Annotated in this window: 22 protein-coding genes; all 22 read right to left on the reverse strand. The window is 38.4% G+C overall.

Annotation, left to right across the window (positions count from 1 at the left end):
- Window positions 1-4 precede the first annotated feature (4 nt).
- Window positions 5-265: a stage V sporulation protein SpoVS gene (gene spoVS, locus J7E63_RS02875; RefSeq protein WP_026566505.1), complete on the reverse strand. Its 261-nt coding sequence runs from the start codon at window positions 263-265 to the stop codon at window positions 5-7.
- Window positions 266-407: 142 nt separating this feature from the next.
- Window positions 408-1205: a TIGR00282 family metallophosphoesterase gene (locus tag J7E63_RS02880; RefSeq protein ID WP_215010209.1), complete on the reverse strand. Its 798-nt coding sequence runs from the start codon at window positions 1203-1205 to the stop codon at window positions 408-410.
- A 108-nt stretch (window positions 1206-1313) separates the two neighbouring features.
- Window positions 1314-2873, reverse strand: a complete 1560-nt coding sequence (gene rny, locus J7E63_RS02885; RefSeq protein ID WP_168242803.1) for a ribonuclease Y — start codon at window positions 2871-2873, stop codon at window positions 1314-1316.
- A gap of 323 nt (window positions 2874-3196) precedes the next feature.
- Window positions 3197-4240, reverse strand: coding sequence for a recombinase RecA (gene recA, locus J7E63_RS02890; RefSeq protein WP_088086422.1), 1044 nt, complete (start codon window positions 4238-4240; stop codon window positions 3197-3199).
- Between the two features lie 265 nt (window positions 4241-4505).
- Window positions 4506-5759, reverse strand: a complete 1254-nt coding sequence (locus tag J7E63_RS02895) for a competence/damage-inducible protein A (RefSeq protein ID WP_215010210.1) — start codon at window positions 5757-5759, stop codon at window positions 4506-4508.
- 38 nt (window positions 5760-5797) lie between these two features.
- Window positions 5798-6382 (reverse strand): CDP-diacylglycerol--glycerol-3-phosphate 3-phosphatidyltransferase, encoded by a 585-nt coding sequence (gene pgsA / locus J7E63_RS02900; protein WP_088086420.1) that lies wholly within the window; start codon window positions 6380-6382, stop codon window positions 5798-5800.
- Between the two features lie 51 nt (window positions 6383-6433).
- A complete protein-coding gene (locus J7E63_RS02905) occupies window positions 6434-7333 on the reverse strand; it encodes a helix-turn-helix domain-containing protein (protein WP_215010211.1) in 900 nt (299 codons plus the stop codon).
- 21 nt (window positions 7334-7354) lie between these two features.
- Window positions 7355-8146, reverse strand: a complete 792-nt coding sequence (locus J7E63_RS02910; RefSeq protein WP_088086418.1) for a DUF3388 domain-containing protein — start codon at window positions 8144-8146, stop codon at window positions 7355-7357.
- 164 nt (window positions 8147-8310) lie between these two features.
- Window positions 8311-8568, reverse strand: a complete 258-nt coding sequence (locus J7E63_RS02915) for a DUF3243 domain-containing protein (RefSeq protein WP_098932990.1) — start codon at window positions 8566-8568, stop codon at window positions 8311-8313.
- Window positions 8569-8646: 78 nt separating this feature from the next.
- A complete protein-coding gene (gene ymfI, locus J7E63_RS02920; protein ID WP_215010212.1) occupies window positions 8647-9366 on the reverse strand; it encodes an elongation factor P 5-aminopentanone reductase in 720 nt (239 codons plus the stop codon).
- 71 nt (window positions 9367-9437) lie between these two features.
- On the reverse strand, window positions 9438-10730 hold the full coding sequence (gene yfmH / locus J7E63_RS02925; protein WP_215010213.1) for an EF-P 5-aminopentanol modification-associated protein YfmH: 1293 nt from the start codon (window positions 10728-10730) through the stop codon (window positions 9438-9440).
- Window positions 10731-12011 carry an EF-P 5-aminopentanol modification-associated protein YfmF gene (yfmF, locus tag J7E63_RS02930; protein WP_215010214.1) on the reverse strand — a complete coding sequence of 427 codons (1281 nt, stop codon included), beginning with the start codon at window positions 12009-12011 and terminating at the stop codon, window positions 10731-10733.
- Between the two features lie 193 nt (window positions 12012-12204).
- Window positions 12205-13164 carry an ABC transporter permease gene (locus J7E63_RS02935; RefSeq protein WP_088086413.1) on the reverse strand — a complete coding sequence of 320 codons (960 nt, stop codon included), beginning with the start codon at window positions 13162-13164 and terminating at the stop codon, window positions 12205-12207.
- A gap of 1 nt (window position 13165) precedes the next feature.
- Entirely contained in the window at window positions 13166-14212 is a 1047-nt protein-coding gene (locus tag J7E63_RS02940; RefSeq protein WP_215010215.1) for an ABC transporter permease, read from the reverse strand.
- Entirely contained in the window at window positions 14205-15740 is a 1536-nt protein-coding gene (locus J7E63_RS02945; protein WP_215010216.1) for an ABC transporter ATP-binding protein, read from the reverse strand. The genes J7E63_RS02940 and J7E63_RS02945 overlap by 8 nt, the downstream gene beginning before the upstream one ends.
- A gap of 206 nt (window positions 15741-15946) precedes the next feature.
- Window positions 15947-17029 carry a BMP family lipoprotein gene (locus J7E63_RS02950; protein ID WP_215010217.1) on the reverse strand — a complete coding sequence of 361 codons (1083 nt, stop codon included), beginning with the start codon at window positions 17027-17029 and terminating at the stop codon, window positions 15947-15949.
- An 85-nt stretch (window positions 17030-17114) separates the two neighbouring features.
- The gene (locus J7E63_RS02955; RefSeq protein WP_214714505.1) at window positions 17115-17840 is read right to left on the reverse strand and encodes a GntR family transcriptional regulator; all 726 of its coding nucleotides are present in this window, start codon (window positions 17838-17840) and stop codon (window positions 17115-17117) included.
- A gap of 410 nt (window positions 17841-18250) precedes the next feature.
- A complete protein-coding gene (locus tag J7E63_RS02960) occupies window positions 18251-20599 on the reverse strand; it encodes a DNA translocase FtsK (RefSeq protein ID WP_215010218.1) in 2349 nt (782 codons plus the stop codon).
- Between the two features lie 133 nt (window positions 20600-20732).
- A complete protein-coding gene (locus tag J7E63_RS02965) occupies window positions 20733-20972 on the reverse strand; it encodes a YlzJ-like family protein (protein ID WP_214714508.1) in 240 nt (79 codons plus the stop codon).
- On the reverse strand, window positions 20969-21724 hold the full coding sequence (locus J7E63_RS02970) for a ClpP family protease (RefSeq protein WP_214714509.1): 756 nt from the start codon (window positions 21722-21724) through the stop codon (window positions 20969-20971). The genes J7E63_RS02965 and J7E63_RS02970 overlap by 4 nt, the downstream gene beginning before the upstream one ends.
- Before the next feature lie 137 nt (window positions 21725-21861).
- Complete coding sequence (locus tag J7E63_RS02975) at window positions 21862-23529, reverse strand: ribonuclease J (protein ID WP_215010219.1); 1668 nt, start codon at window positions 23527-23529, stop codon at window positions 21862-21864.
- A gap of 191 nt (window positions 23530-23720) precedes the next feature.
- Entirely contained in the window at window positions 23721-24593 is an 873-nt protein-coding gene (gene dapA, locus J7E63_RS02980) for a 4-hydroxy-tetrahydrodipicolinate synthase (protein ID WP_215010220.1), read from the reverse strand.
- Window positions 24594-24682 lie beyond the last annotated feature (89 nt).

The raw sequence follows: 24682 nt of genomic DNA on the forward strand, positions 1-24682 counted from the left end.
TCTTTCAACGTGGTTCTACAATTAGCTTGATAGCTGTGCGTTCTTCCCCGTCAATTAAAATATCGGTAAACGCAGGGATACAGATTAAATCAACTCCGCTAGGTGCTACAAATCCTCGAGCAATCGCTACTGCCTTTACGGCTTGATTCAATGCACCCGCCCCAATTGCCTGTATTTCCGCTGCACCTCTTTCACGCAGAACCCCGGCAAGCGCACCAGCTACAGAATTAGGATTAGATTTTGCTGAAACTTTTAATATATCCATTTCTAGCTCCTCCTTAGAAAATCCCGATCCCGCATGAGCAGTTTCATGGACAAATCAGGTTATAACATTCCACTGCTACTATATTCATTTGTCAAAAAACATATTCCGGCTTGGACGAAAAAAAAGAGCAAATCAAATTGCTCTAAGTGTAAAACGGATGGTCATCATTTATTAAGATGGGTTGTATTTTTTTTGTGAAGCCTGTTTTACGATCTAATTCAATCACAACTGCACTTAACTGATTTCTTCCTGCGGTTGCCACTTCAAACCGTACTGGCAGGCTAGTTAGGAACCTTTTAAGGACTGCTTCTCTCTCCACCCCTAAAATGCCATCATACGGCCCTGTCATCCCTACATCAGATAAATATCCTGTGCCTCCCGGTAGAACCCGGTTATCGGCCGTTTGAACATGTGTATGTGTCCCCACAACGGCAGAGACCCTTCCATCTAAATACCAACCCATTGCCTGTTTCTCACTTGTTACTTCCGCATGAAAATCCACAAAAATATATGGGGTTCTCTCCCTTGCAATTTCAACTAATTCGTCAGCTTTCTTAAAGGGACAATCCAATGGGGCCATAAAGGTGCGACCCTGCAGATTAATAACGGCAACTTCTAAATCATTGACTTTAAAAAATGCCATACCTTTCCCTGGTGTTCCTTCTGGAAAATTTGCTGGTCTAACCATATTTTTTGCAGTACCGATAAATTCAAAAATTTCACGATTATCCCATGTGTGATTACCTAGAGTTACGGCCTGTGCCCCATACCCTAAGAATTCACGATAGATTTTTTCAGTAATCCCCTTGCCTCCTGCTGCATTCTCCCCATTGATAATAGTAAAATGAGGACGATATTTTTCTTTTAATTTTGGCAAATATTCCTTTAGCATGTCCCGGCCTGGTGAACCGACGACATCACCGATAAAAAGTAGATTCATTTTTGTCCCTTTCGTTAAAAAAATTGTTATTGTATAAATTGTATCACATTCAGGCTTTATTTAATCGAAAAGGCGCTGCAAAAAATAAAGCGGTGCATGCGCACCGCTTTATTTTGCGTATTCAACAGCCCGTGTCTCACGAATAACTGTCACTTTAATATGACCTGGATAATCAAGCTCTTCTTCAATGCGCTTACGAATATCGCGTGCTAATCGATGAGCAGCAAGATCATCAACTGAATCCGGTCTAACTATAATACGTACCTCTCGACCTGCTTGAATGGCAAAGGATTTCTCTACACCTTCATAGGATTCCGAAATCTCCTCTAACTTTTCAAGACGGCGAATATAGTTTTCAAGCGTCTCACTACGTGCTCCTGGTCTTGCAGCTGATAAGGCATCTGCTGCTGCAACTAAAACGGCTATGATAGATGTTGCCTCTGTATCCCCATGATGGGAAGCAATACTATTGATTACTACCGGATGTTCCTTGTATTTGGTTGCAAGTTCAACACCAATTTCAACATGGCTGCCTTCTACTTCATGGTCGATGGCTTTCCCAATATCATGAAGCAAGCCCGCACGACGTGCCAAAGTTTCATCTTGGCCAAGTTCAGCGGCAAGTAAACCAGACAGTTGCGCAACTTCCATTGAATGCTTTAATACGTTTTGCCCGTAACTAGTACGGAATTTTAAGCGACCAAGAATTTTGATCAGATCTGGATGAAGTCCATGAACACCCACTTCAAAGGTGGTTTGCTCACCCACTTCACGGATATACTCATCTACTTCGCGACGTGATTTTTCTACCATTTCCTCAATTCGTGCCGGATGGATACGCCCGTCTTGGACCAATTTCTCCAGTGCTAAGCGAGCCGTTTCGCGACGAATAGGATCAAAACCTGATAGAATGACAGCTTCAGGAGTATCATCAATGATTAAATCAATTCCTGTTAACGTTTCAAGCGTACGAATATTTCTTCCTTCACGGCCAATAATACGGCCCTTCATTTCGTCATTTGGCAGGTTGACGACAGAGACAGTCGTTTCCGCAACATGGTCAGCAGCGCAACGCTGGATTGCTAACGAAAGTATTTCCTTTGCTTTCTTGTCGGCTTCCTCTTTTGCACGATTTTCGCTCTCCTTGATCATTATCGCAGTGTCATGGGTAAGTTCCTGCTCCATTCGATCAATAATGATTGTTTTTGCTTCCTCGCGCGTTAAGCTCGATATTCGTTCGAGTTCAGTTTGTTGTTTTCGTACTAACTCGTCCACTTTGCTTTCCATCTCTTCAATATGCTGTTGTCTTTGGTTTAGAGAATCATCCTTCTTTTCTAAAAGATTTTCACGCTTGTTTAACGTTTCCTCTTTTCGATCTAAATTCTCTTCTCTTTGCAGTAAACGGTTTTCTTGTTTTTGCATTTCATTTCTTCGTTCACGAACCTCACGCTCTGCTTCAGTCCGAAGCTTGTGAATTTCATCCTTTGCTTCTAGCAAAGCTTCCTTTTTCAATGAATCAGCATCACGTTTAGCATCTTCAAGAATCTGCTCTGCAGCATTCTTTGCACCTGCTACTTTTGCATCAGCAATGGATTTATGAACAAAATAGCCAACAACGGCACCGACGATAAGGCCAAGCAAAATGGAGATGATTGTAATTGGTTCCATCGTTACACCTCCTCTTGCTATGAACTTTTGTTACATTTTTTAAGTGTCGGCATGTACATTGTTTAGACTCAACATACAGCAAGCACCAAGGCTTTTTTCGAATTGTAATAATACCAAAAATGTAAAATATACATGTTAATTGTAAAGGTGGGAATATTCATTGTCAAGGCTTAGTCCTATTGGCTTTTTGAAATATTTAGAATAGGACATCATTTATTCATCCTAAATGCTAAAATCCATTGGATTTTAACAAATAAAACTTTGTATAAAAATAACATTATGTAAAAAATGAGCAAAACCATAAATAGCTTTGCTCATCTACATTAGTCTATTAATTCAAATTGTTCATCATCGTCTTTCTCAGTGACAAATTTTTCACCATCTAAACCATAATGTTCACGGATTTTCCCTTGAATTTCGAGGCGAACATCTGGATTTTCCTTCAAGTATAGCTTTGCATTTTCACGGCCTTGACCTAATCTTTCAGAATTATAGGAGTACCATGACCCGCTCTTTTCAACGATATCTAATTCTGCGCCTAGATCAATGATTTCGCCTTCTTTAGAAATTCCTTCACCATACATGATATCTACTTCAGCCGTACGGAAAGGAGGAGCGACTTTATTCTTAACAATTTTTATCTTCGTCTTATTACCTACAATATCATTTCCCTGCTTTAACGCCTCTGCACGACGAACTTCAATACGGACGGTGGAATAGAATTTCAATGCACGTCCACCTGGTGTTGTCTCAGGGTTTCCAAACATAACGCCAATTTTTTCGCGAACTTGGTTAATAAAGATGGCGATGGTCTTCGATTTATTGATGGCTCCAGATAATTTACGTAGGGCTTGCGACATCAAACGAGCCTGTAAGCCCATGTGAGAATCTCCCATTTCGCCTTCAATTTCCGCTTTTGGAACTAATGCTGCTACTGAGTCGACTACAATAATATCAATTGCACCACTTCGTACTAATGCTTCTGCGATTTCAAGCGCTTGTTCACCCGTATCTGGCTGTGATAGCAATAACTCATCAATGTTAACACCTAATTTTTGGGCATACGCTGGGTCAAGGGCATGTTCAGCATCTATAAATGCTGCTTGTCCGCCATTTGCTTGGACTTCAGCAATCGCATGCAAAGCAACCGTAGTTTTACCTGAGCTCTCAGGACCATAAACTTCGATAATACGCCCTCTAGGATATCCACCCACTCCAAGTGCTGCATCAAGTGCTAACGAGCCACTCGGACTCGTTAAAATCCTCGTATCTGTTTTCTCTCCCATTTTCATGACAGAACCTTTACCAAATTGCTTTTCTATTTGCTTTAACGCCATTTCTAAGGCCGCTTTACGATCATTACTCACGAATCTTTTCCTCCCTTATATAAACACAAGCAAATTGCTATAATCTATTAAATTAATTCCTACTAATAATATAACCGCTTTTCGGATATTTGTCGAGTAAAAAAACGAACATTCATTCGTTTATTTTCAAAACAAAATCGTTGTAAAAAAAGGAAAATCCCCCACCCTTTTGTATCATTTTGCATTTTTAGTAGTCCGAAAAGGATAATTCGTCTATTGTCAGACTTTTTTCCAATCGTTTATTATTCAAAAAAGTCACAGGACGCTAATTAGCATTCTGTGACTCTTTTAAAATTCGAAGGAGAAAATAGCAGCCAAATTTCACTGCACGGCTCCGGTTCGCTTCCCTTGTTCCGCCAAGGGTGATCTTTTCTACAATTGTCGGCCTTCCCTTAATTGCAATGCCTATATATATTGTACCAACTGGCTTGCCTTCAAGTTCTTCAGGACCAGCAACACCCGTAAAACTAATCCCAATATCGGTTTTAAATACCTTTGAAGCATTTTCGGCCAGCTCTCTAGCACATTGTTCACTTACCGCACCATGTGTTTTAAGCGTTTCTTCCTGTACATGTAAAAGCTGTCGTTTCACTTCATTTGAATAACAAACTACACCACCGTAAAACACTGAACTTGCACCTGAAATTGATGTTAACTCTTGCTGGAATAGTCCTCCTGTTAAACTCTCAGCGGCAGTAATAGTTAAGTTTCTTTCTTTTAAAGATTTCATTACTTCTATCAAAAGCGACGTATTATCATAGCCATATAAAAATGCACCAAGACGCTGATTTATCGTCTTTTCTAGTTCATCCAGCATAGCCTGTGCTGCATTTTCGTCCACATGTTTTGCTGTCAGTCGTAAAGTAACCTCCCCATCTCCTGCGAGCGGGGCTATCGTTGGATTGCTTTGCGCATCAATTAAATCAATAATTTCTGTTTCCAGAGCTGCTTCTCCAATCCCAAAAAACCTTAACACCCTTGAGACAATTTTCTCGTTGGACTTGTTTCTTGTAGAAAGAGCCTGGGACCCATACTCGAGAAACATCGGTTCCATTTCCTTTGGCGGGCCAGGCAGAAGCATATACGTATGACCGCCGGATTCTACAACCATGCCCGGCGCCATCCCATGATCATTTGGGAGAATGTGAGATCCTGCTAATACGAGTGCCTGCTTTCGGTTATTTTCTGTCATTACACGATTGGTCCGCTTAAAAAAAAGTTCAATCGATGCTAACGCCGTTTCATCGATAACGAGTTCTTTACCAAGCTGACGAGCAATCGTTTCCTTCGTCAAATCATCCTTTGTAGGCCCAAGCCCGCCAGAAAATATTATAATCTCTGCACGCTTTTGGGCTATTTCAATTGCAGACTTTAGCCTGTCAGGATTATCACCAACAACTGTATGAAAATAGACATTAATACCAAGCCCAGCTAATTGCTGAGACAAAAATCTCGCATTCGTATTCACAATTTGACCGAGCAATAACTCCGAACCAACTGCAATAATCTCAGCATTCATAGCAATACATCTTCCTTTACAACATAGTAGAATTAAGTTTACTTTGAATTTTTAAGGACATGACTATTTTTTGCAAAATAATCCCAGCCAGACCAGATAGTAAAAATTAAAGCCACCCATAATGACACTATATCAAAACGGAATGGTATCATGGCAAAAATTATATTATGTAATAAAAGCGATGATATCGCGACAATTTGCGCCCATGTTTTTATTTTGCCGAGCATATTAGCCGCAACAACTTCGCCTTCCCCTGCAAGCAAGAGGCGTAGACCTGTTACTGCAAACTCCCTGCTAATAATAATAATAACTAACCATGAAGGTGCATAAACATCATTCAGTTCAACTAAAACGATAAGTGCAGCCGATACGAGTAATTTGTCAGCTAATGGGTCAAGAAATTTCCCCATATTGGTGACAAGGTTATATTTACGGGCATAATGTCCGTCAACCCAGTCAGTTGCAGAGGCTAAAATGAAGATCAATGCACCGACAAAATGGGTAACTGGAAGGACGGTCCCAAGAAGTTGCATGTCGCCCCATTTAAAAGGAGCAAGCATAATAATCAAAAATATTGGAATTAATAATATTCTTGATACCGTTATTCTATTCGGAATATTCATAGTTTTCCTCCGTTTATTTATTAAAAGTGAAAAATAGTCATCTACAGATGACTATTCGTCTTTCAGAACATATTGAATCGTTATGTTCTGAACATTCGCAGTCGCTGGGACTGCATACTCGAGCTTTTGGTCATTCACATAAATTTCAGTGTCAGCAGCATTTCCAACCCTGATCACAGCCATACTTTCTGCTGATAAATCTTCTGTCTGGCTCTCAGTTGCACCTGTTTTTAGAAGTCCTTGAAAAAAGGATTTCCCTTTTCCATTTTTAATACTAACCCAGGTTTGACCTTTAGAAACCAACTTCACAATAAATTTATCTGCATTTTTTAATTCATAGGTTGAATTCCTGCCGCTGCTTTGAACTGCTGTAATTTCTTGTTTAGGTGTTTCTTCTACAGCTTTTTGTTCCTCTTCCTGTACTGTATTATCCTTCTGTTCCTCATTTACTTTCTGATTATCTTTATCATCTGCTTTTTCTATTTCAAGATTCTTCGATGTAACAATTTTAACGGGTTCATTCTGCTTACTAATTGATTCATTTGAATTTCCACCAGCGTGATTCGATATAAAGTAATATAAAAGGCTTGCTGCACCAATTACAAAAACACCGATTAATACCTTTGGCAGAATATCAAATATTTTGGAATTACCTTCAGTAATTGTTTTGTGTGTTTTCACTCTAGACAATTGCTGGGGTAAGTCATCATTATAGGTAGCAGGAATTTCGCCTTTATAGGTTTCAAAGATTTCATCAGGATTGAGGCTTAAAGCCTCAGCATACTGTTTAATAAATGCACGCACATAGAAATTTCCAGGCATGCTCGCATAATTTCCTTCTTCAATACCAATTAAATAACGCTTTTGAATTTTGGTCATGGATTGGACATCATCCAAGCTTAATCCTTTAGCTAATCGGGCTTCTTTTAGTCGATTCCCTAATTCAGTCAACTGTTAACACCTTCCAATTTATTAAAAATCAAAATCTCCAAAATCTGATCCGGAGAACATGTTATGCTGATCAACGACTTCATATGTAATCTCTTCTTCCGCGTCATTCCTAAGTTCAATAATATAATCAAAATCATCGAGTGTGTATTCTGAGTTTTGTACAAAGACATCAGGGTGCTCGATTACTTTTACTGATGGCAGACGCATGATTTCTCGGACAAGCTGCCAATGACGTTCATTTGCTCGTTTTGTTGATACTATTCCATCGAGAATAAATAGATTATTTTCGTTGTATTCATCTTCAATTAATTGATTGCGGATTGTTTGTTTTAACAGTGTCGATGAAACAAATAACCAACGTTTATTTGCACAAACACTCGCTGCAACTAATGATTCTGTTTTACCTACCCGTGGCATTCCACGAATACCAATCAGTTTATGTCCCTCCTGCTTAAATAATTCTGCCATAAAATCAACTAATAAGCCAAGTTCATTCCTTACAAAGCGAAACGTTTTTTTATCATCAGCATCTCTTTGAATATAGCGGCCATGTCTAACTGCAAGCCTGTCACGCAGTTTTGGTTCCCTAAGTTTAATTAGTTTTATTGTGTCCATAGTATGTAAAATTGACTCTAGTCGTTTAATTTGATCATCGTCTTTAGCTAAAATGAGCAAACCACGTCTTCCTTCATCCACACCATTAATCGTCACAATATTAATAGAAAGCATACCCAATAGGGATGAAATGTCACCCAATAGCCCTGGACGGTTCTTTTGAATCTCATATTCTAAATACCATTCTTTTTTCACGATATAAACCTCCTATAAAGAAGTTTCGACACTTTTCTTCATTTCCTCATCTAACCCCTATAATAAATGATTTTGGATGAAGATGAAAGTAAAAACACAGATATTCGTTTCTTTAATGGAGTTTATAGATTTATACATACAAAAAGAGAGGAGAAACCTCCTCTCTTTTAGCGGGCGCCATTATTTTGAATCAATTTAACCATGATATTTGCAATAGCTTGTTGTTCTTCTTTATCAGCAACAGACCAAAGATCAGCAAGAATTCTTTCTTGCTCGTTTTTTGGCTCTACTTGGCTTGATAAATAATCACCAATTTGAAAGGCAAGATTATTAATTGCTCCCTCACTCATACCTTCATTTTGTGCATGGTGAAGACGATCAGCAAGAAAGTCCTCCCACTGTTTCCAGTTATCTAAAACAGACATTGTTTTCCCTCCTTTAAATTAGTACAAGTTTATTTTGCGATAAAGTGAAGGGAACTATACATGAATAACTTGTGAATTTTATGTATACCAGCCACCATTTAACGCAAGGACTTGGCCTGTCATATAGGAAGATTCATCTGAGAGCAAGAAAGCGACACTCCTCGCTATTTCTTCTGGCTGACCTAGTCTTCCCATAGGTATCTCATAAGAAATCTGGTCCACCTCTTCTTGTGAAAAACTTTCCATCATTGGTGTCTCGATCGCACCAGGGGCGATCGCATTAACGCGAATGCCATTCAATGCTAATTCTTTACTTAATGCCTTTACGAAGGCAATTTGTGCACCCTTTGCGGTAGAATAGGCCACTTCACAGGCCGCACCTGTTTGACCCCAAATGGATGTAATCACGACAATGTTCCCTTTACCTTTAACAAGTAATTTCGGCAGGAGCTCTTTGGTCAGCATTAATGGATTTAGTACGTGAACATTCATTAATGCCTCTGCTTCAGACTGTTGCAAATCAATAAGAAGTCCATATTGACTGGTTCCACCGCAATGGATGATGGCGTCTAGCGAAAAAACCTCAGAGTAGACTTTCTTATATCCATTAGGACCGCCAAAGTCTGCTTGGATAGGAATATACTCTCCACCGTATGTCTGCAGTTTTTCGATTAGGTCTCGAATCGATTGTTCATTTTTATTATAATGCAGATACAAATGATAGCCTTTTTCAGCGAGTTTAAGCGCAATGGCTTGTCCTATTCCACCACTTGCCCCAGTGATCAGTGCATATTTCATTTCATCACTCTCTCTCTAATAACAAAACTTTTATACGAAGAAAAAGCGCCGTGTTACGACGCTTCACTTTTCTATTTTTTCTTTGGAACTACTTGGCAAACTGAAAAGCGTTCTTCCGAGATCACCTGAGATGCTAGTGATTGTACATCGTTTAAGGTGATTTTTTCAAGTGTTGGAACGACATCAAAAAGATTCATATCATTAAATGCATAGCGAGTAAATTGATTTGCGATATATTCAGGTGAATTGATCGCTCGTAGAAATGCACCTATCTTCTTTCTTTTCGCTCTTTCCAATTGCTCTTCATCAAAGATCATTTGACTTTTAGCCTTCAGAAGCATTTTTTCTAGTGTTTCAGCCAGCTTATCAGGTTCACCTGTATCCCCGCCAATCATCGCAAACCCAAAGCCTTGTTCCTGCGTGTAATCAAAGGAAAAGGTTTCATCAATTAAACCTTCATTATACAACTGATTATAATTTTCAGAGCTTTTTCCAAACAATAGATCCAGTAATACATTCATTGTTAATTCATTTTTAAGCAATTCATCGCCTGTTTGGTCGACATGAAGTGCTTTAATACCTAGTAAGCATTTTGACGTTTGAACATTCATTTCAAGTACTTGTTTCTTTTCGGCTGCTTGTGGTGGTTCTGTTTCAAATTTGCGCTTGATTTCAGGCATATCCTTGTATTGTTTTTTTGCTTGATTTTCTTTCACTTGGTTCATGAAACTGTTGGGGTCCACTGGGCCAACAATAAATAACAGCATGTTGCTCGGGTGATAGAAGGTGTTATAGCATTCATATAGCCAATCTTTTGTAATATGTGAAATAGACTCAATCGTACCTGCTATATCAATCTTAACTGGATGGTTCTGATATAGATTTTGGATTAATCCAAAGTATAAGCGCCAATCTGCATTATCATCATACATTGTGATTTCTTGCCCAATAATCCCTTTTTCTTTTTCGACCGTTTTTTCTGAAAAATAAGGATCCTGAACAAAATCAACGAGTGTTTCAAGGTTCTTTTCAACATCAGAGGTGCTTGAAAATAAATAAGCAGTCCGTGTAAAGGAGGTAAAAGCATTTGCGGATGCCCCTTGACGGCTAAATTGCTGGAAAACATCACCGTCTTCCTTTTCAAAAAGCTTATGTTCTAAAAAGTGAGCTATGCCGTCTGGTACTTTAACATACTCCTCTTTTCCTAATGGAACAAATGTATTATCAACAGAACCATATTTCGTCGTAAAGGTAGCAAAGGTTTTATTAAAACCCTTTTTAGGCAAGATATATACATTTAGTCCATTGGCTAGTTTTTCATGATAAAGCTCTTCCTGAAGCTGGTCAAAAGTTATTTTCTCCATCTATTTGCCCGCCTCCGTTCCAGTTAAGAAGTATATGGTATCAATTTCGATTTTTTTTGCAACTTCTACAATTTCTTCTTTCGTTACTTTTTGCATTTCTTGAAGCCATGTATCCAAATTAATATTTGCATCGGCCACGACGTTATGATATAGAATTTCCGTAAGTCCTCTTGATGTGTCTATCGTCTCAAGAATTTGATTTTGAATCACTGCCTTGGTTTGTACGAGTTCTTGGTCTGTGAAATCACCATTTTTCATTGCCTCTAATTGATCATGAATAATTCCAACTGCCTGGTCATAATTCTTTAAATCAATGCCTGACATAACCATCATCAAGCCTTTGTGACTTTCAAGACGGCTCGCTGCATAATAAGCAAGGCTTGCTTTTTCCCGTACATTAATAAATAATTTGGAATGCGAGAACCCCCCAAAAATGCCGTTAAACACCTGCAAGGCAAAATATTCTGGGTCCCCATAGACGATATTTGTCCGATAACCAATATTTAATTTACCTTGTTTTACATCTTGTTCTTCTTTTATTTCCTGTACCTGACTTTTTCGGTTTATTTCCTGTGGTACTAACTTTTTCGGTTTTCTTTCCTCAAAATGTAATAGTTCAGCAGCATAATTCTTTACCTCTTCTTCGTTTACATCCCCGATGATATATAAATCCATTTCATCATTTAAAAAAGCGTTTTTATAATATTCATATAGATTCTCAGGTGTAATGGCGTCTACATCTGCCGCATCTCCATTTACCTCTAAGGCATAAGGTTCACCTTTACACATTTCTTGTATTAGTCGGACATTCGAGTAGCGCATTTTATCGTCAAAAACTGATTGGATTCTTTGTTTTTGTGTCCGCTTCTCTTTTTCTACAGTATCATGGTCAAATGCATTACCCTGAATATTTGGATTGGTTAATATTTCGGCTAACAATTCAAACCCTTTTTTTAATAATGGACTTGGATCATTTAAGAATTTTTCATTGGCAATTTCGATGGAGAAACTCATTATATGGTTTTCACCTTTTTTCGAGAGGTCTACAAAAAAGGTGGCACCATATAACTCATCGAGATACGACCGAAGTGCCGTGGTTGTAGGATACTTTTTAGTGCTGCTTTGCAATACTTGAGGGAGAAGAGCGCGTTTGGTGACATCCTCCTTTGTTAATGGTGCTTTCATCTTCCAAATCAATGTGTTCGTTTTATATTTTTCTGTTGGTATAAAGTGTAGTTTATACCCATTAAGTTGTGTTATTTTTTCTGTAGCAGTGGCCATTTACATTCCTCCTTAACTGTTCAAAGATCATACTTAACAATATGTAAACATTTTTCTTTATATCTTATCCTTTGTAATAAAACCTATACTACTTATTACTATAATTTGACATGCTTGGTCATTACAAGCAAATACTCTTTGTTTCAAAAAAAAGAACCTCTGAAATAAAATCAGGGGTTCTATTTTCAACCTATTATCGATTACCTTTGATGTAGTGGGTTCCACTAGCTTTTGGTGCATCGGCACGACCGATGAATCCAGTTAAAGCTAATATGGTTAACACATATGGAGCAATTAACAAGTAAACATTTGGAATTTCCTTTAAGAAAGGTAAACTTGATCCAATGATACTGATACTTTGCGCGAAACCGAAGAAGATTGCAGCACCTAATGCACCAAGTGGATGCCATTTACCGAAAATCATTGCGGCTAACGCCATGAAACCTTGACCACTGATTGTCGAGTGGCTGAAGTTAGACGTAATGGATTGTGCATAAACTCCACCACCGAGACCACCAAGAGCTCCGGAAAGGATGACACCCAAATAACGCATTTTGGTGACATTTATACCCATAGTGTCTGCCGCCATCGGATGTTCACCGACTGAGCGGAGGCGGAGACCAAATGGTGTTTTGGTAACAATAAACCATACTAAAATGGCAACCAAAATTGCTAGAAACGATGTCCAATACGTATTTTGGAAGAAGATTTTACCGATTACAGGAATATCCTTTAAAACAGGAATATCAATTTTGCTAAACCCCTTACTGATAATTCCAGTTTCACCTTTATCATAAATGAGCTTTACAAGAAAAAGGGTAAGTCCTGTTGCGAGTAAGTTAATTGCCACACCGGAAACCGTATGGTCCGCCCGGAAGGTAATTGCCGCAACCGCGTGTAGTAAGGAAAAGATTGCTCCTGCAGCCATTGCTATTAATAATGCTATCCAAGGTGTAGCACTGCCAAATGTATCAAATGTAGTTAAGTTAAACACGATCGCCGAAAATGCCCCAATTACCATTAAACCTTCAAGTCCAATATTAACTACCCCAGAACGCTCTGAGAAAATACCGCCTAATGCAGTGAAGACAAGAGGAGCAGCCCATAATAAAGTGGATGGAATAAGAATGATTAAAATATCCATTAAACTCAACTTACTTCACCTCCTTCTTACTGAATCGGTCAAGAAATACTCTTATTATATAGCTTGATGCAACAAAGAATACGATTAAAGCAATAATGATATCAACTAATTCATTTGGTACTCCAGCTTCAAGCGGCATGTTTAATGCTCCTACTTTTAGAACACCAAATAGTATCGCTGAGAAAAATACACCTAGAGCAGTATTACCTCCTAGTAATGCAACAGCAATTCCGTCGAAACCAACGCCTGAGAATCCACCCTTTACAGCGGCATATTCGAATGTTCCTAGTCCTTCCATAGCACCAGCTAAGCCAGCAAAGGCTCCGGAAATAACCATTGAAAGGATAATATTTCTATTAACGTTCATGCCCGCATATTGTGCGGCATGTTGATTAAAACCTACTGACCTTAATTCAAACCCTCTTGTTGTTCTTTCTAATAAGAACCACATTATAAAGCAAGATATAATAGCAAGAATAATACCCCAGTGAAGTCTTGAATAGTCAGTTAGACTTTCCAACCAGCCAGATCGTAATGTTGCTGATTTATGAATAGGACCTGAATTGTCCCCATGATTTGTGATTACATTACGAATAAGATAATTCGATACATGTAAGGCTACATAGTTCATCATAATGGTTACAATTACTTCATGCACACGAAAACGTGCTTTTAATAGACCAGGAATAAATGCCCAAAGCGCACCTGCAACTATGGACGCTAAGATTGCAAGTGGTAAATGAATAATACGCGGCAGGTCAAAGGCTACCCCTACCCAAACCGCTGCAAGCCAGCCTACTAAGAATTGCCCCTCAACCCCGATATTAAATAAGCCCACCCGGAAAGCAAAAGCAACAGCTAAACCGGCTAAAATATATGGGGTAAACTGTCTTATTACTTCCCCAATATAATAGATATCTCCAAATGCACCATTCCATAGTGCCGTAAAGGCCGCAATTGGATTGTACCCACTAAATAACATGATAATTGTTCCAACAATGATGCCTAATAAAACAGCAATAATTGGTGTTAAAATACTTTTAAACCGTTTAGACATGGTTTTGTTCACCCGCTTCCTTTCTATTCGATCCAGCCATCAACAATCCAAGTTCCTGCTCAGTCGTTTCCTTTGGATTAACAACAGCCACGATTTTCCCCTCATAAATAACCGCAATACGGTCACTAACATTCATAATTTCATCCAATTCAAAGGATACAAGCAAGACACCTTTCCCATTATCGCGCTGCTCGATTAAGCGCTTATGAATGAATTCAATTGCCCCAACATCCAATCCGCGAGTTGGCTGTGCCGCAATGAGTAGGTCAGGGTTACGGTCTATTTCACGTCCAATAATCGCCTTTTGTTGATTACCACCAGAAAGGGCACGTGCCAAAGTGTATTCACTTGGTGTACGAACATCAAACTCACTTATTAGCGATTTAGCCTTTTTATAGATTTCACTAAAGTTTAAGATTCCGTTCTTTGAGAATGGCTTTTTATTATACGTTTGTAAAACCATGTTCTCTCCAATTGGGAAATTCAATACTAACCCGTGCTTGTGGCGATCCTGAGGAATATGACCTACGCCAGATTCAGTAATTTGCCTTGGAGTATGATTGATCAATTCTTTGCCATTTAATTTTACACTGCCAGTTTCAGCTTTACGTAATCCTGTAATTGCTTCAATAAATTCTGATTGTCCATTTCCATCAACTCCAGCGATTCCGACAATCTCCCCAGCACGGATAGAAAGATTAAGACCATTAACAACCATAACACCACGAGGGTCTTTAACAACTAAATCCTTGATTTCAAGTACTTCTTGTTTTGGGGTTGCTTCCTTTTTATCCGTTTTAAAGACAACCTCACGTCCAACCATTAGGCTCGCAAGTTCATTAGGGTTTGTTTCGCTTACGGCTACAGTTCCAATCCCCTTACCTTTACGAATAACGGTACAACGGTCTGAAACTTCCATAATCTCTTTAAGTTTATGGGTTATGAGAATAATAGATTTGCCTTCTTTAATAAGCGTCTTCATAATTTGGATTAATTCTTTAATCTCTTGTGGTGTTAATACGGCTGTAGGTTCATCAAAAATAAGAATTTCTGCCCCACGATAGAGTGTTTTTAAGATTTCAACCCGTTGCTGCATCCCCACTGAAATATCGGATATTTTTGCTTGCGGGTCAACCGCTAGACCATAGCGCTCTGAAATTTCACGAACTTGTTGTTCAGCCTTTTTTAGATCTATTCGGCCAGCTGAGGTTATTTCTCTACCAAGGATAATATTTTCAGTGACAGTGAAGGTATCGACCAACATAAAGTGCTGATGGACCATTCCAATTCCAAGATCATTAGCGATATTAGGGTTTGCAACGTTAACAGGTTTCCCTTTCACACGGATTTCACCTTGTTCTGGCTGATATAAACCAAAGAGAACATTCATCAAGGTTGATTTTCCTGCACCATTTTCTCCAAGCAAGGCATGGATTTCACCCTTTTTTAATTGAAGGGTTATGTTATCATTCGCAACGAAGCCATTAAACTCTTTACGGATGTTTAGCATTTCAATTACATATTCCATCTTTTCTCACTCCCTGTGATAAGGTAAAAGGAAAAATTGACCAACAGTAGTAAGAGGTCAGACCTTTCCGAATTTTAAAAAAACAGGGAATTCCTCCCCACTAAAATCTTAAATGAAAAGTAGAATATTTATTCTACTCTTCAGTTAGGATTCCTTAGAAAGGAATAAGCGAGCACTAGTTAAATCCCGCTTATTCCTCACAAAAATTATTTAACACTAAAAGTCTTTAATTCAGCACGAGTTCCTGGAACTTTTACTGCGCCTGATTTAATCTTTTCAACCCATTCTTTTACTGCAGCTTCAATCGCATCTTTTTTATCTGCTTTTGCGTTGATTGGCGCTACGCCAACCCCATCTTCAGCTAAACCGTATAATGCAACTTCTCCACCAGGGAAATTGCCATCCATTGCTTTTTTAGATAAATCCTGTACCGCAACGTCAACACGTTTTAGTGCAGATGTAAGAACAATATCTGGACCCATGTCGTTTTGGTCACGGTCTACACCGATAGCCCAAATTTCTTTACTAGGATCTTTTGCTTTTCTGTCAGTTGCTTCTTTGAATAGACCGTTCCCAGTACCACCAGCAGCATGGAACACTACGTCCGCACCTGAAGAATACATTTTAGATGAGATATTTTGACCTAATTCTGCTTTATCAAATGCACCTGCATACTGAACATCCACTTTCACTTCAGGTTTTGCAGCTTTAACGCCTGCTAAGAAGCCAGCTTCGAAACGTTCGATAACTGGGATTTCCATCCCACCGATGAATCCAATATGGTTAGATTTTGTTTGAAGTGCAGCTGCTACACCAGCAAGGAATGCTGCTTCTTGCTCTTTGAAAAGAACACTTGCAACGTTTGGTTGTTTAACTTCAGCATCAATAATAGCAAAGTGTGAATCTTTTTGTTGTTTCGCAATTTCTTCTACAGCAGCTTGCATTAAGAAACCAATTCCGTAAACTAAATCAAAATCTTGACGTGCAAGAGTATTTAAGTTAGTAGAATAATCAGCATCAGATTTTGATTGAAGGTAATCATATCCACCTTTACCTTTTGTTAAGCCATTGTCTTTACCGAACTTTTGAAGACCTTCCCATGCAGATTGGTTGAATGATTTGTCATCAACACCACCAACATCAGTTACCATTGCTACAGAGAATTTATTTGTCTTTTCTCCACCTGTAGCTGGTTCTTTACTTGTATCATCACTTTTTCCACATGCCCCTAAAAGTGTACCAGCAGCTAGTACTAGTGATAAAGCCATTCCAATTTTACGCTTCTTCATGGTATTGACCCCCTATGAATATTGTTTGATTTAGTAAAAATGTTTTTATAGCAAGACTGGTTGCGTTTTCAAAAAGGATAAAAAATTAAACTCTTTTCCTTAAAACATGAAAACTAAACTTGTCCGCTTTAAAATAGTTTACCGAAAAAAGGATTGGCTCATCCATTTCATCGAAATGCATTTGTTTTAAAACTAACAAAGCAGTTTCTGGTTCGCATTCTAGAATTGGGGAAATTTTTTCATGATAGCCAATTGGCTCGATTTGAGCAACCGCGTATGTAATCCTTCGGTTTGCCTTATCTTCCAAAATACTGAAGATAGATTCTTCTGTATGGGAAAATGTTTCTGGCAATATGCGTTCTGGTACCTTGTCGACACAGTAGACGACCGGTTCTCCATTTGCGGTTCTTACCCTCTCCATCACGAAAATCTCCTCACTTGTAGAACAAGAGAAACGACGAACATCCTCTTCGGTCGGACCTTGCGTTGAAGAACTAAGGAAAATTGTTCCTGGTATCATACCAGCTTGCTTTATCATGGCAGTGACACTATTAAGTTGTTCAATCCCTGAAGTAAACAATGGCTTAACATTAACAAAAGTTCCAACACCGTGGCGTCTAATGATAACGTTTTCTTCTTCAAGTATTCGCAATGCTTCACGAAGGGTGGCCCTGCTTACACCAAGCTGTTTAGCAAGATCAAACTCAGAAGGTAATTTTTCTTTTTCTTTATATACCCCATCAGCGATATCTTGCTTTAACCGATCGATTACTTGTAAATATAAATGCCGGTTATCTGATTTTATAGACATGCTGTTTCCTCCAGCCTTATTCCTTAGACATCAGACATCTGATATCATTTCTACTAATCGAAATTATATTAACACTTTTTTTCGGATAAATAAATAGCTATTAAAAAATTTGTCGAAAAAGGCTACGAGGTAATGTCACAAATATAACTAAGAATTTTAACCCATTTTCTAATTAAAATCCCTTGGGATATATGCAGGTATTATATTTATTATGATGAGACTTTAGTATCTAGTTCTATATTGTTGTAACCTCCTACTATTTTATTATTTTATTTGACTCATTATTCATAGTATGAAAAAAGCCTTTATTATGAGTTGTATACTTCAACATAATAAAGGCTGTGAAATAGAAGTTAATTAACCTGTTCCGGTCTTTCACTAATATTTTTATATTCTAACTTCTTATTCAATTATGAACTTTGTTCTTCTTTATCTTTAGGTTTTGGCTGTAAAACAGCACGTGGCTTACTGCCTTCATATGGACCAACAATACCGCGTGCTTCCATTTCATCAATTAACCTTGCAGCCCTTGTGTAGCCAATACGGAACCGTCTTTGTAACATGGAAACAGATGCTGTTTGCATGTCAATAATTAACTCAACTGCATCATTATATATATCATCATCGACCGCACCTGTTACTTCAGGAATATCATCTGGGATCATCTCATCTTGGTATTGTGCTTTCTGTTGGGAAATAACAAATTCAACCGTGTCCTCGACTTCTTGGTCTGAAAGAAACGCACCTTGAACACGAACTGGTTTGGATTCTCCAACTGGAAGGAACAACATATCCCCTCTTCCCAAAAGTTTTTCCGCACCCCCCATATCTAAAATTGTCCTTGAATCGGTTGCACTTGACACTGCAAAGGCAATTCTGGATGGAATATTTGCCTTTATTACCCCAGTAATTACATCAACGGATGGCCGTTGCGTGGCAATGATTAAGTGAATTCCCGCTGCTCTCGCCATTTGAGCAAGGCGGGTAATCGAATCTTCTACATCCGACGAGGCCACCATCATTAAATCAGCCAACTCATCAACAATTACCACAATAAAGGGCAGTAATGGCTGTTTATCATTTTCCTCTAAATTATGCTTTCTTACGTGGTCATTATAGCCCTCAATATTACGTGTACCCGTGTAGGAAAACAATTCGTACCGTCTTTCCATTTCATTTACCACTTTTTTCAAAGCTTGTGATGCTTTTTTTGCATCAGTTACAACAGGTGCTAGCAAATGAGGAATTCCATTATAAACATTGAGTTCAACCATTTTCGGGTCAATCATCATTAGTTTCACTTCATGGGGCTTTGCTCGCATTAAAATACTCGTGATAATGCCATTTATACAAACACTTTTTCCGCTTCCAGTTGCACCTGCAACAAGTAAATGGGGCATTTTATTTAATTCAGCTAAAACAGCTTCACCTGTAATGTCCCGGCCTAAGCCAATTAAAAGCTTGGAGTCAGGCTTGTCATTTTGTGTTGCTTCTAATACCTCGCGAAGCGAAACTACAGCAACCTCCGAGTTAGGAACTTCAATTCCAATTGCGGATTTACCAGGAATTGGCGCTTCAATTCTTATCCCCTTAGCAGCTAGTGCTAAGGCTAAGTCATCACTTAAACTGACAATTTTACTTACCTTTACACCTACGTCAGGATGAACTTCATATTTTGTTACAGCTGGTCCTAAATGCACCTGTGTTACTCGTGCTTTCACGCCAAAGCTTTGAAATGTCCTCTCTAGCTTTGCCGCATTTGCATGAATTTGTTCATATTCTCCACTCTGATCTGTTTTCTTTGGCAAATTGAGCAATCGAAGTGGTGGCAGCTCATAGTCAATATTCTCTACTTCCGTAAAGGTGATCGGCGGGATACTATCCTCATTTTCCTCAGAAGTTCCTTTTCCATCCTTTGTTTCTTCTTGTTGATTCTTATCCTTTGCATCTTCTTCCACATATGCCCTATCGGCAAAACTTGATATAATTGGCTCAGATGTTCTAATTTCCTCTTGGAGTGGTTGAGTTTCTGTATTTAAGACAGGCTGATTTTGTTCACGGTTTTCCTGCTCTTTTCTTCTCTGTGCGATTCTCTCTTCTTTTCGCTCTCGTTGCTTTTGTTTCCAATCTGTCATATCCGTTTTAAAGGCATCCCATTGACTTTTTGAAAAATCAACCATTACAATCATGATTTTCCCGATGAAATCTCCAAATGATTTACCGGTAAGTAAGATAATTCCAATTAAAATAAAAATAAATGCAATAATTTTCGTACCTGTTTCAGCGAATAAATAATGGAATAAGGCAAATAAAACTGCTCCAAGCATTCCCCCGCCAAGATCGGTGGTGCTTGTTTCACCTCTAAGTTCCATCATAAACAATTCCCATGTATTGCTGATAACACTAGGATCTTTAAATTTCCCATCATTGGTTAGCAAATGAAATAGGGTGACATGGCTCAAAAGCAGAATAGCAGAAGTTATAAAATAACTTCCAACCAATTTAATATGGAAGAAAAAAGGAATAGTCCGTTTCCACATCAAATAAACGCTTAACACAACAAGCCCAATTAAACTGAGCATATACCATTCTCCCATCCAAAAACGGAAGAAGATAACGGTGGCCTTCCCAACTGCACCAAGCTTTGCTATTGATATGATCGCAATAGCTAAAAGAGCCAGTGCGGATAATTCAAATTGAACGGTCTTTTTCAAATGGTTATCTCTCTTTTTTGGTTGTCTTCTTTTTTTCTTTGCCATCTAATCACCTTGTTGTTTCATTATGGTATATTTAATCCTTTTTTATATTACATCCTAAGATAAAAGGAGTTAAAAGGAAGAAAGCAGCCATTCAGGCTGCTCTTGTATCTTACACTGATTATACCATAATCTACTATTGCAATGCGGACAATCCTTCCAGGCTCGCGAAAGAAATTTTTGCGCCTGGGCATATTTGATTATCCATATAATGCTGTGGATCCGTGCTCAGAATTCGGATAATTTGAACATTTTGACCATCTATTGACTCGACTAAGAGTGGAATTCCTTGATAGCTTGCCATTTGTTGATTGCTAGGTGAATTGGCCTCATATGGAAAAATGAGTTCTGGTGGCATCATGGTATAAAGAATCATTGAATCAACACTTCATTCTTTTCTTTATGAAGATCTATCAATTCATTTAACTTTTTCATTGCCTGCCCAAGTCCGCCAACTTCATCGATGAGACCTGTTTTTACAGCATCAACCCCAATGACATTGGTACCTATATCTCTGGTTAAATTACCTTTAGCAAACATTAAATCTTTAAATGTTTCTTCGGTAATTTTGGAATGCTTTGTTACAAATTTGACAACCCGCTCTTGCATTTTATCCATATATTCAAAAGTTGCTGGAACGCCTATCACTAGACCAGTCAATCGGATCGGATGGATCGTCATTGTTGCGGTTTCCGCAATAAAGGAGTAGTCACAGGAAACAGCAATTGGGACCCCTATTGAATGCCCTCCTCCTAATACAATTGAAACAGTCGGCTTTGATATGGTCGCTAGCATTTCGGATATTGCTAGACCCGCCTCGACATCGCCACCAACCGTATTTAAAATAATAAGGACCCCCTCAATTTTTGGATTTTGTTCTATTGCAACGAGTTGAGGAATTAAATGTTCATATTTTGTTGTTTTATTTTGTGGCGGCAGTGCTAGATGTCCTTCAACTTGACCGATAATGGTCAGACAATGAATTTTAGAATCAGTTGAAAGCTGTGGAACATTGGTTTGTCCTAGCTGCTGAATCTTTTCTATCAATGCAGAAGAAGGTTTTTCCTCTTTTTGAGGCTCCCCGCCTTCTTGGTTTTCAGATTCAATTTTTTGTATGTCGTTATTCATCCTAATACTCCCTTCAAGCATGATATTGTTTAGTATTTACCTGTAGGAGGTAATTTCATGCTTAAAATAAAAAGCACTGGATCCCCAGTGCTTTTTAATAAGAGTAATATACCATTTATGATATTTAGGTTAGCTTTTTAGATTTCCATAATTATTGGAAGAATCATTGGTCTTCTTTTTGTTTTTTCATATAAATTTCGGTTTAATTCTTCTCTAATATCCTGCTTTAAACTTGACCATTCAAAGGAATCTTTTGCAATATTTCTTTCTACAATGTCTCGAACTAGATTTGTTGAATCATCCATCAATTTTTCGGATTCACGAACATAAACAAAGCCTCTTGAGATAATCTCCGGTCCTGCAGCTATTTTCCGATCTTGTTTTGTTAAGGTCACTACCACAATAAGAATTCCATCCTGCGATAAAAGTCTTCGGTCGCGAAGGACTATATTTCCAACATCACCAACACCAATTCCATCAATTAGTATATTCCCAGATGGAACCTTTCCAGCAAGGGCAAGGTTCCCGTCTTTCATTTCAAGGATATCGCCACGGTCTGGAATTAAGATTTGTTCATCGGTAAGTCCACATTCCATAGCCAATTTTCGGTGAGCCTTTAGCATCCGGTATTCACCGTGAACAGGTATTAAATATTTGGGCTTCATCAAGTTAATCATAAATTTTAATTCTTCTTGGCTTCCATGACTCGATACATGGATGGTTCTTTTACCTGATATAACATTTGCCCCGGCTCTAAAGAGCATATCAACAGTCTTGAATAAAAATACTTCACTACCCCTAAGAGGTGAAGCAGCGATTAAAACGGTATCTCCTTTTTGAATATTAATCACTTTATCAATTTGCTTTGCCATTTTCTGCAATGCCTCTATAGGTTCACCCTGACTTCCAGTCATTAATACGACTATTTCTCGATCTTGATAATTTTTTATCTCACTAATAGGAATGATTAAATCCTCTGCTACTTCTAAATATCCTAAATCAAGGGCAATATGATAAATTCTCTCTAGACTTTTCCCTACCACTGCGACTTTACGTCCATTCTCATTTGCTGCATTAAAAATATGCTGAATTCTATTTATATCTGAAGCAAAACAAGCAGCAATTATCCTCCCCGGTGCATTATAGAAAGCATTTGACATTTCACGCTCAACAATTGCTTCAGATGCGGTGTACCCCGGCTTTTCTGCTTCTGTACTATCAGACAACAAACATAATACCCCTTGTTCTCCGATGGATGCCATTTTACCAATTTCTGGTTTATAAAGCTTTGTAGCCGCTTGATCAAATTTAAAATCACCAGTATAAACGATGATCCCTTCAGAGGTATGTATACAAACACCAACAGAATCAGGGATACTATGATTGGTTCTAAAGAAGCTTACATCAACAGCATCCAAGTTAATAATCGTATCCGAATCCACCTCAATAAAATTTGTTTTACCAAAATAATCTTGTTCTTTAAGTTTAGCATTTGCAAGGGCAAGTGTTAGCTTGGTTCCATAGACAGGGACATCTAATTGACGAAGTACATACGATAAAGCTCCTATATGATCTTCATGGCCATGAGTTAAGAAAATTGCTTTTACCCGGTCTTTATTTTCTTTTAAGTATGTAATATCCGGAATTACTATATCTATGCCAAGCATTTCTTCCTCGGGGAACATTAAGCCGGCATCTATGATAAATATGTCCTTGTCCACCTCAACAAGATACATATTCTTTCCGATTTCTCCTATACCACCAAGTGTAATTAACTTAATGGAATCATTTATTTTCTGTACCAAATTGTAAATCCTCCTAAGTTGAAACGAGTATACGCCGTTAACATGCGCTTCCGCTTTTTAATTTCCGATCGAGATCAGTTAGAGTTATTATACTAGATTTCTGAAAACCTTTCCAACATTTATAATGATTATGCTAATTCTAAACAAAAATAAGCCAACCGAATGATCCTTCGGTTGGCTTTAGATAGTCATTATAACTTATTTAATAAAGTAATTAACGCTGCACGTTCTTGTTCTGATAGCCCTACGAGAGGAAGCCTTACTGATCCAACGTCTAATCCAGTTACCTGTAAGGCTGTTTTAATAGGCCCAGGACTAGGAGCAGTAAATAAACCTTGCAGGAAAGGGAGGAGATGCTGATGCAATTTTGCAGCCTTTTCATTCTCACCATTAAAGAATGCCTTTACCATTTCTTGCAATTGATTTCCAATCACATGTGAAGCAACCGAAACAACGCCTGCACCGCCAATGGAAAGAACAGGGATTGTCAGACTATCGTCCCCACTATATAATACAAAATCATCATCCGTATTGGCAATGATGTGTGTCATTGCATTTAAATCCCCGCTTGCCTCTTTGACTGCAACAATATTAGCTAACTTAGAAAGTCTAATGATCGTCTCGGGAAGGATGTTAACTGCAGACCGGCCAGGGATGTTGTAGACCATAACCGGCAGGGATGTAGCTTCTGCAACGGCTTTAAAATGCTGATATAGACCTTCCTGATTTGGTTTATTATAATAGGGTGCGACAACCATTATAGCATCCACGCCAAGTTGCTCAGCTTTTTTTGTCAATTCAACAGATGCATAAGTATTATTGCTTCCTGTTCCTGCTATTACGGGAATCCGCTTTTTTACCGTTTTTACAACATGATCAAATAATGCCAACTTTTCTTCCTTAGTTAACGTTGGTGATTCACCAGTGGTTCCAGCAACCACAAGGGACTCTGTTCCATTTTCAATTAAAAAATTCACTAATTGCGTGGTCTTGGCAAAATCAATATGTCCTTTTTTATCAAAAGGGGTAACCATTGCCGTCGATACTCGCCCAAAATGAACCATATTCTTACTCCTCTCAATACAATCCAGCATACTAAAAACACTCATTTTCTCTTCCGAATTCATTATAAGGATTCACCATTGCACTGGTG

It is taken from the genome of Bacillus sp. ISL-75, from assembly GCF_018613095.1.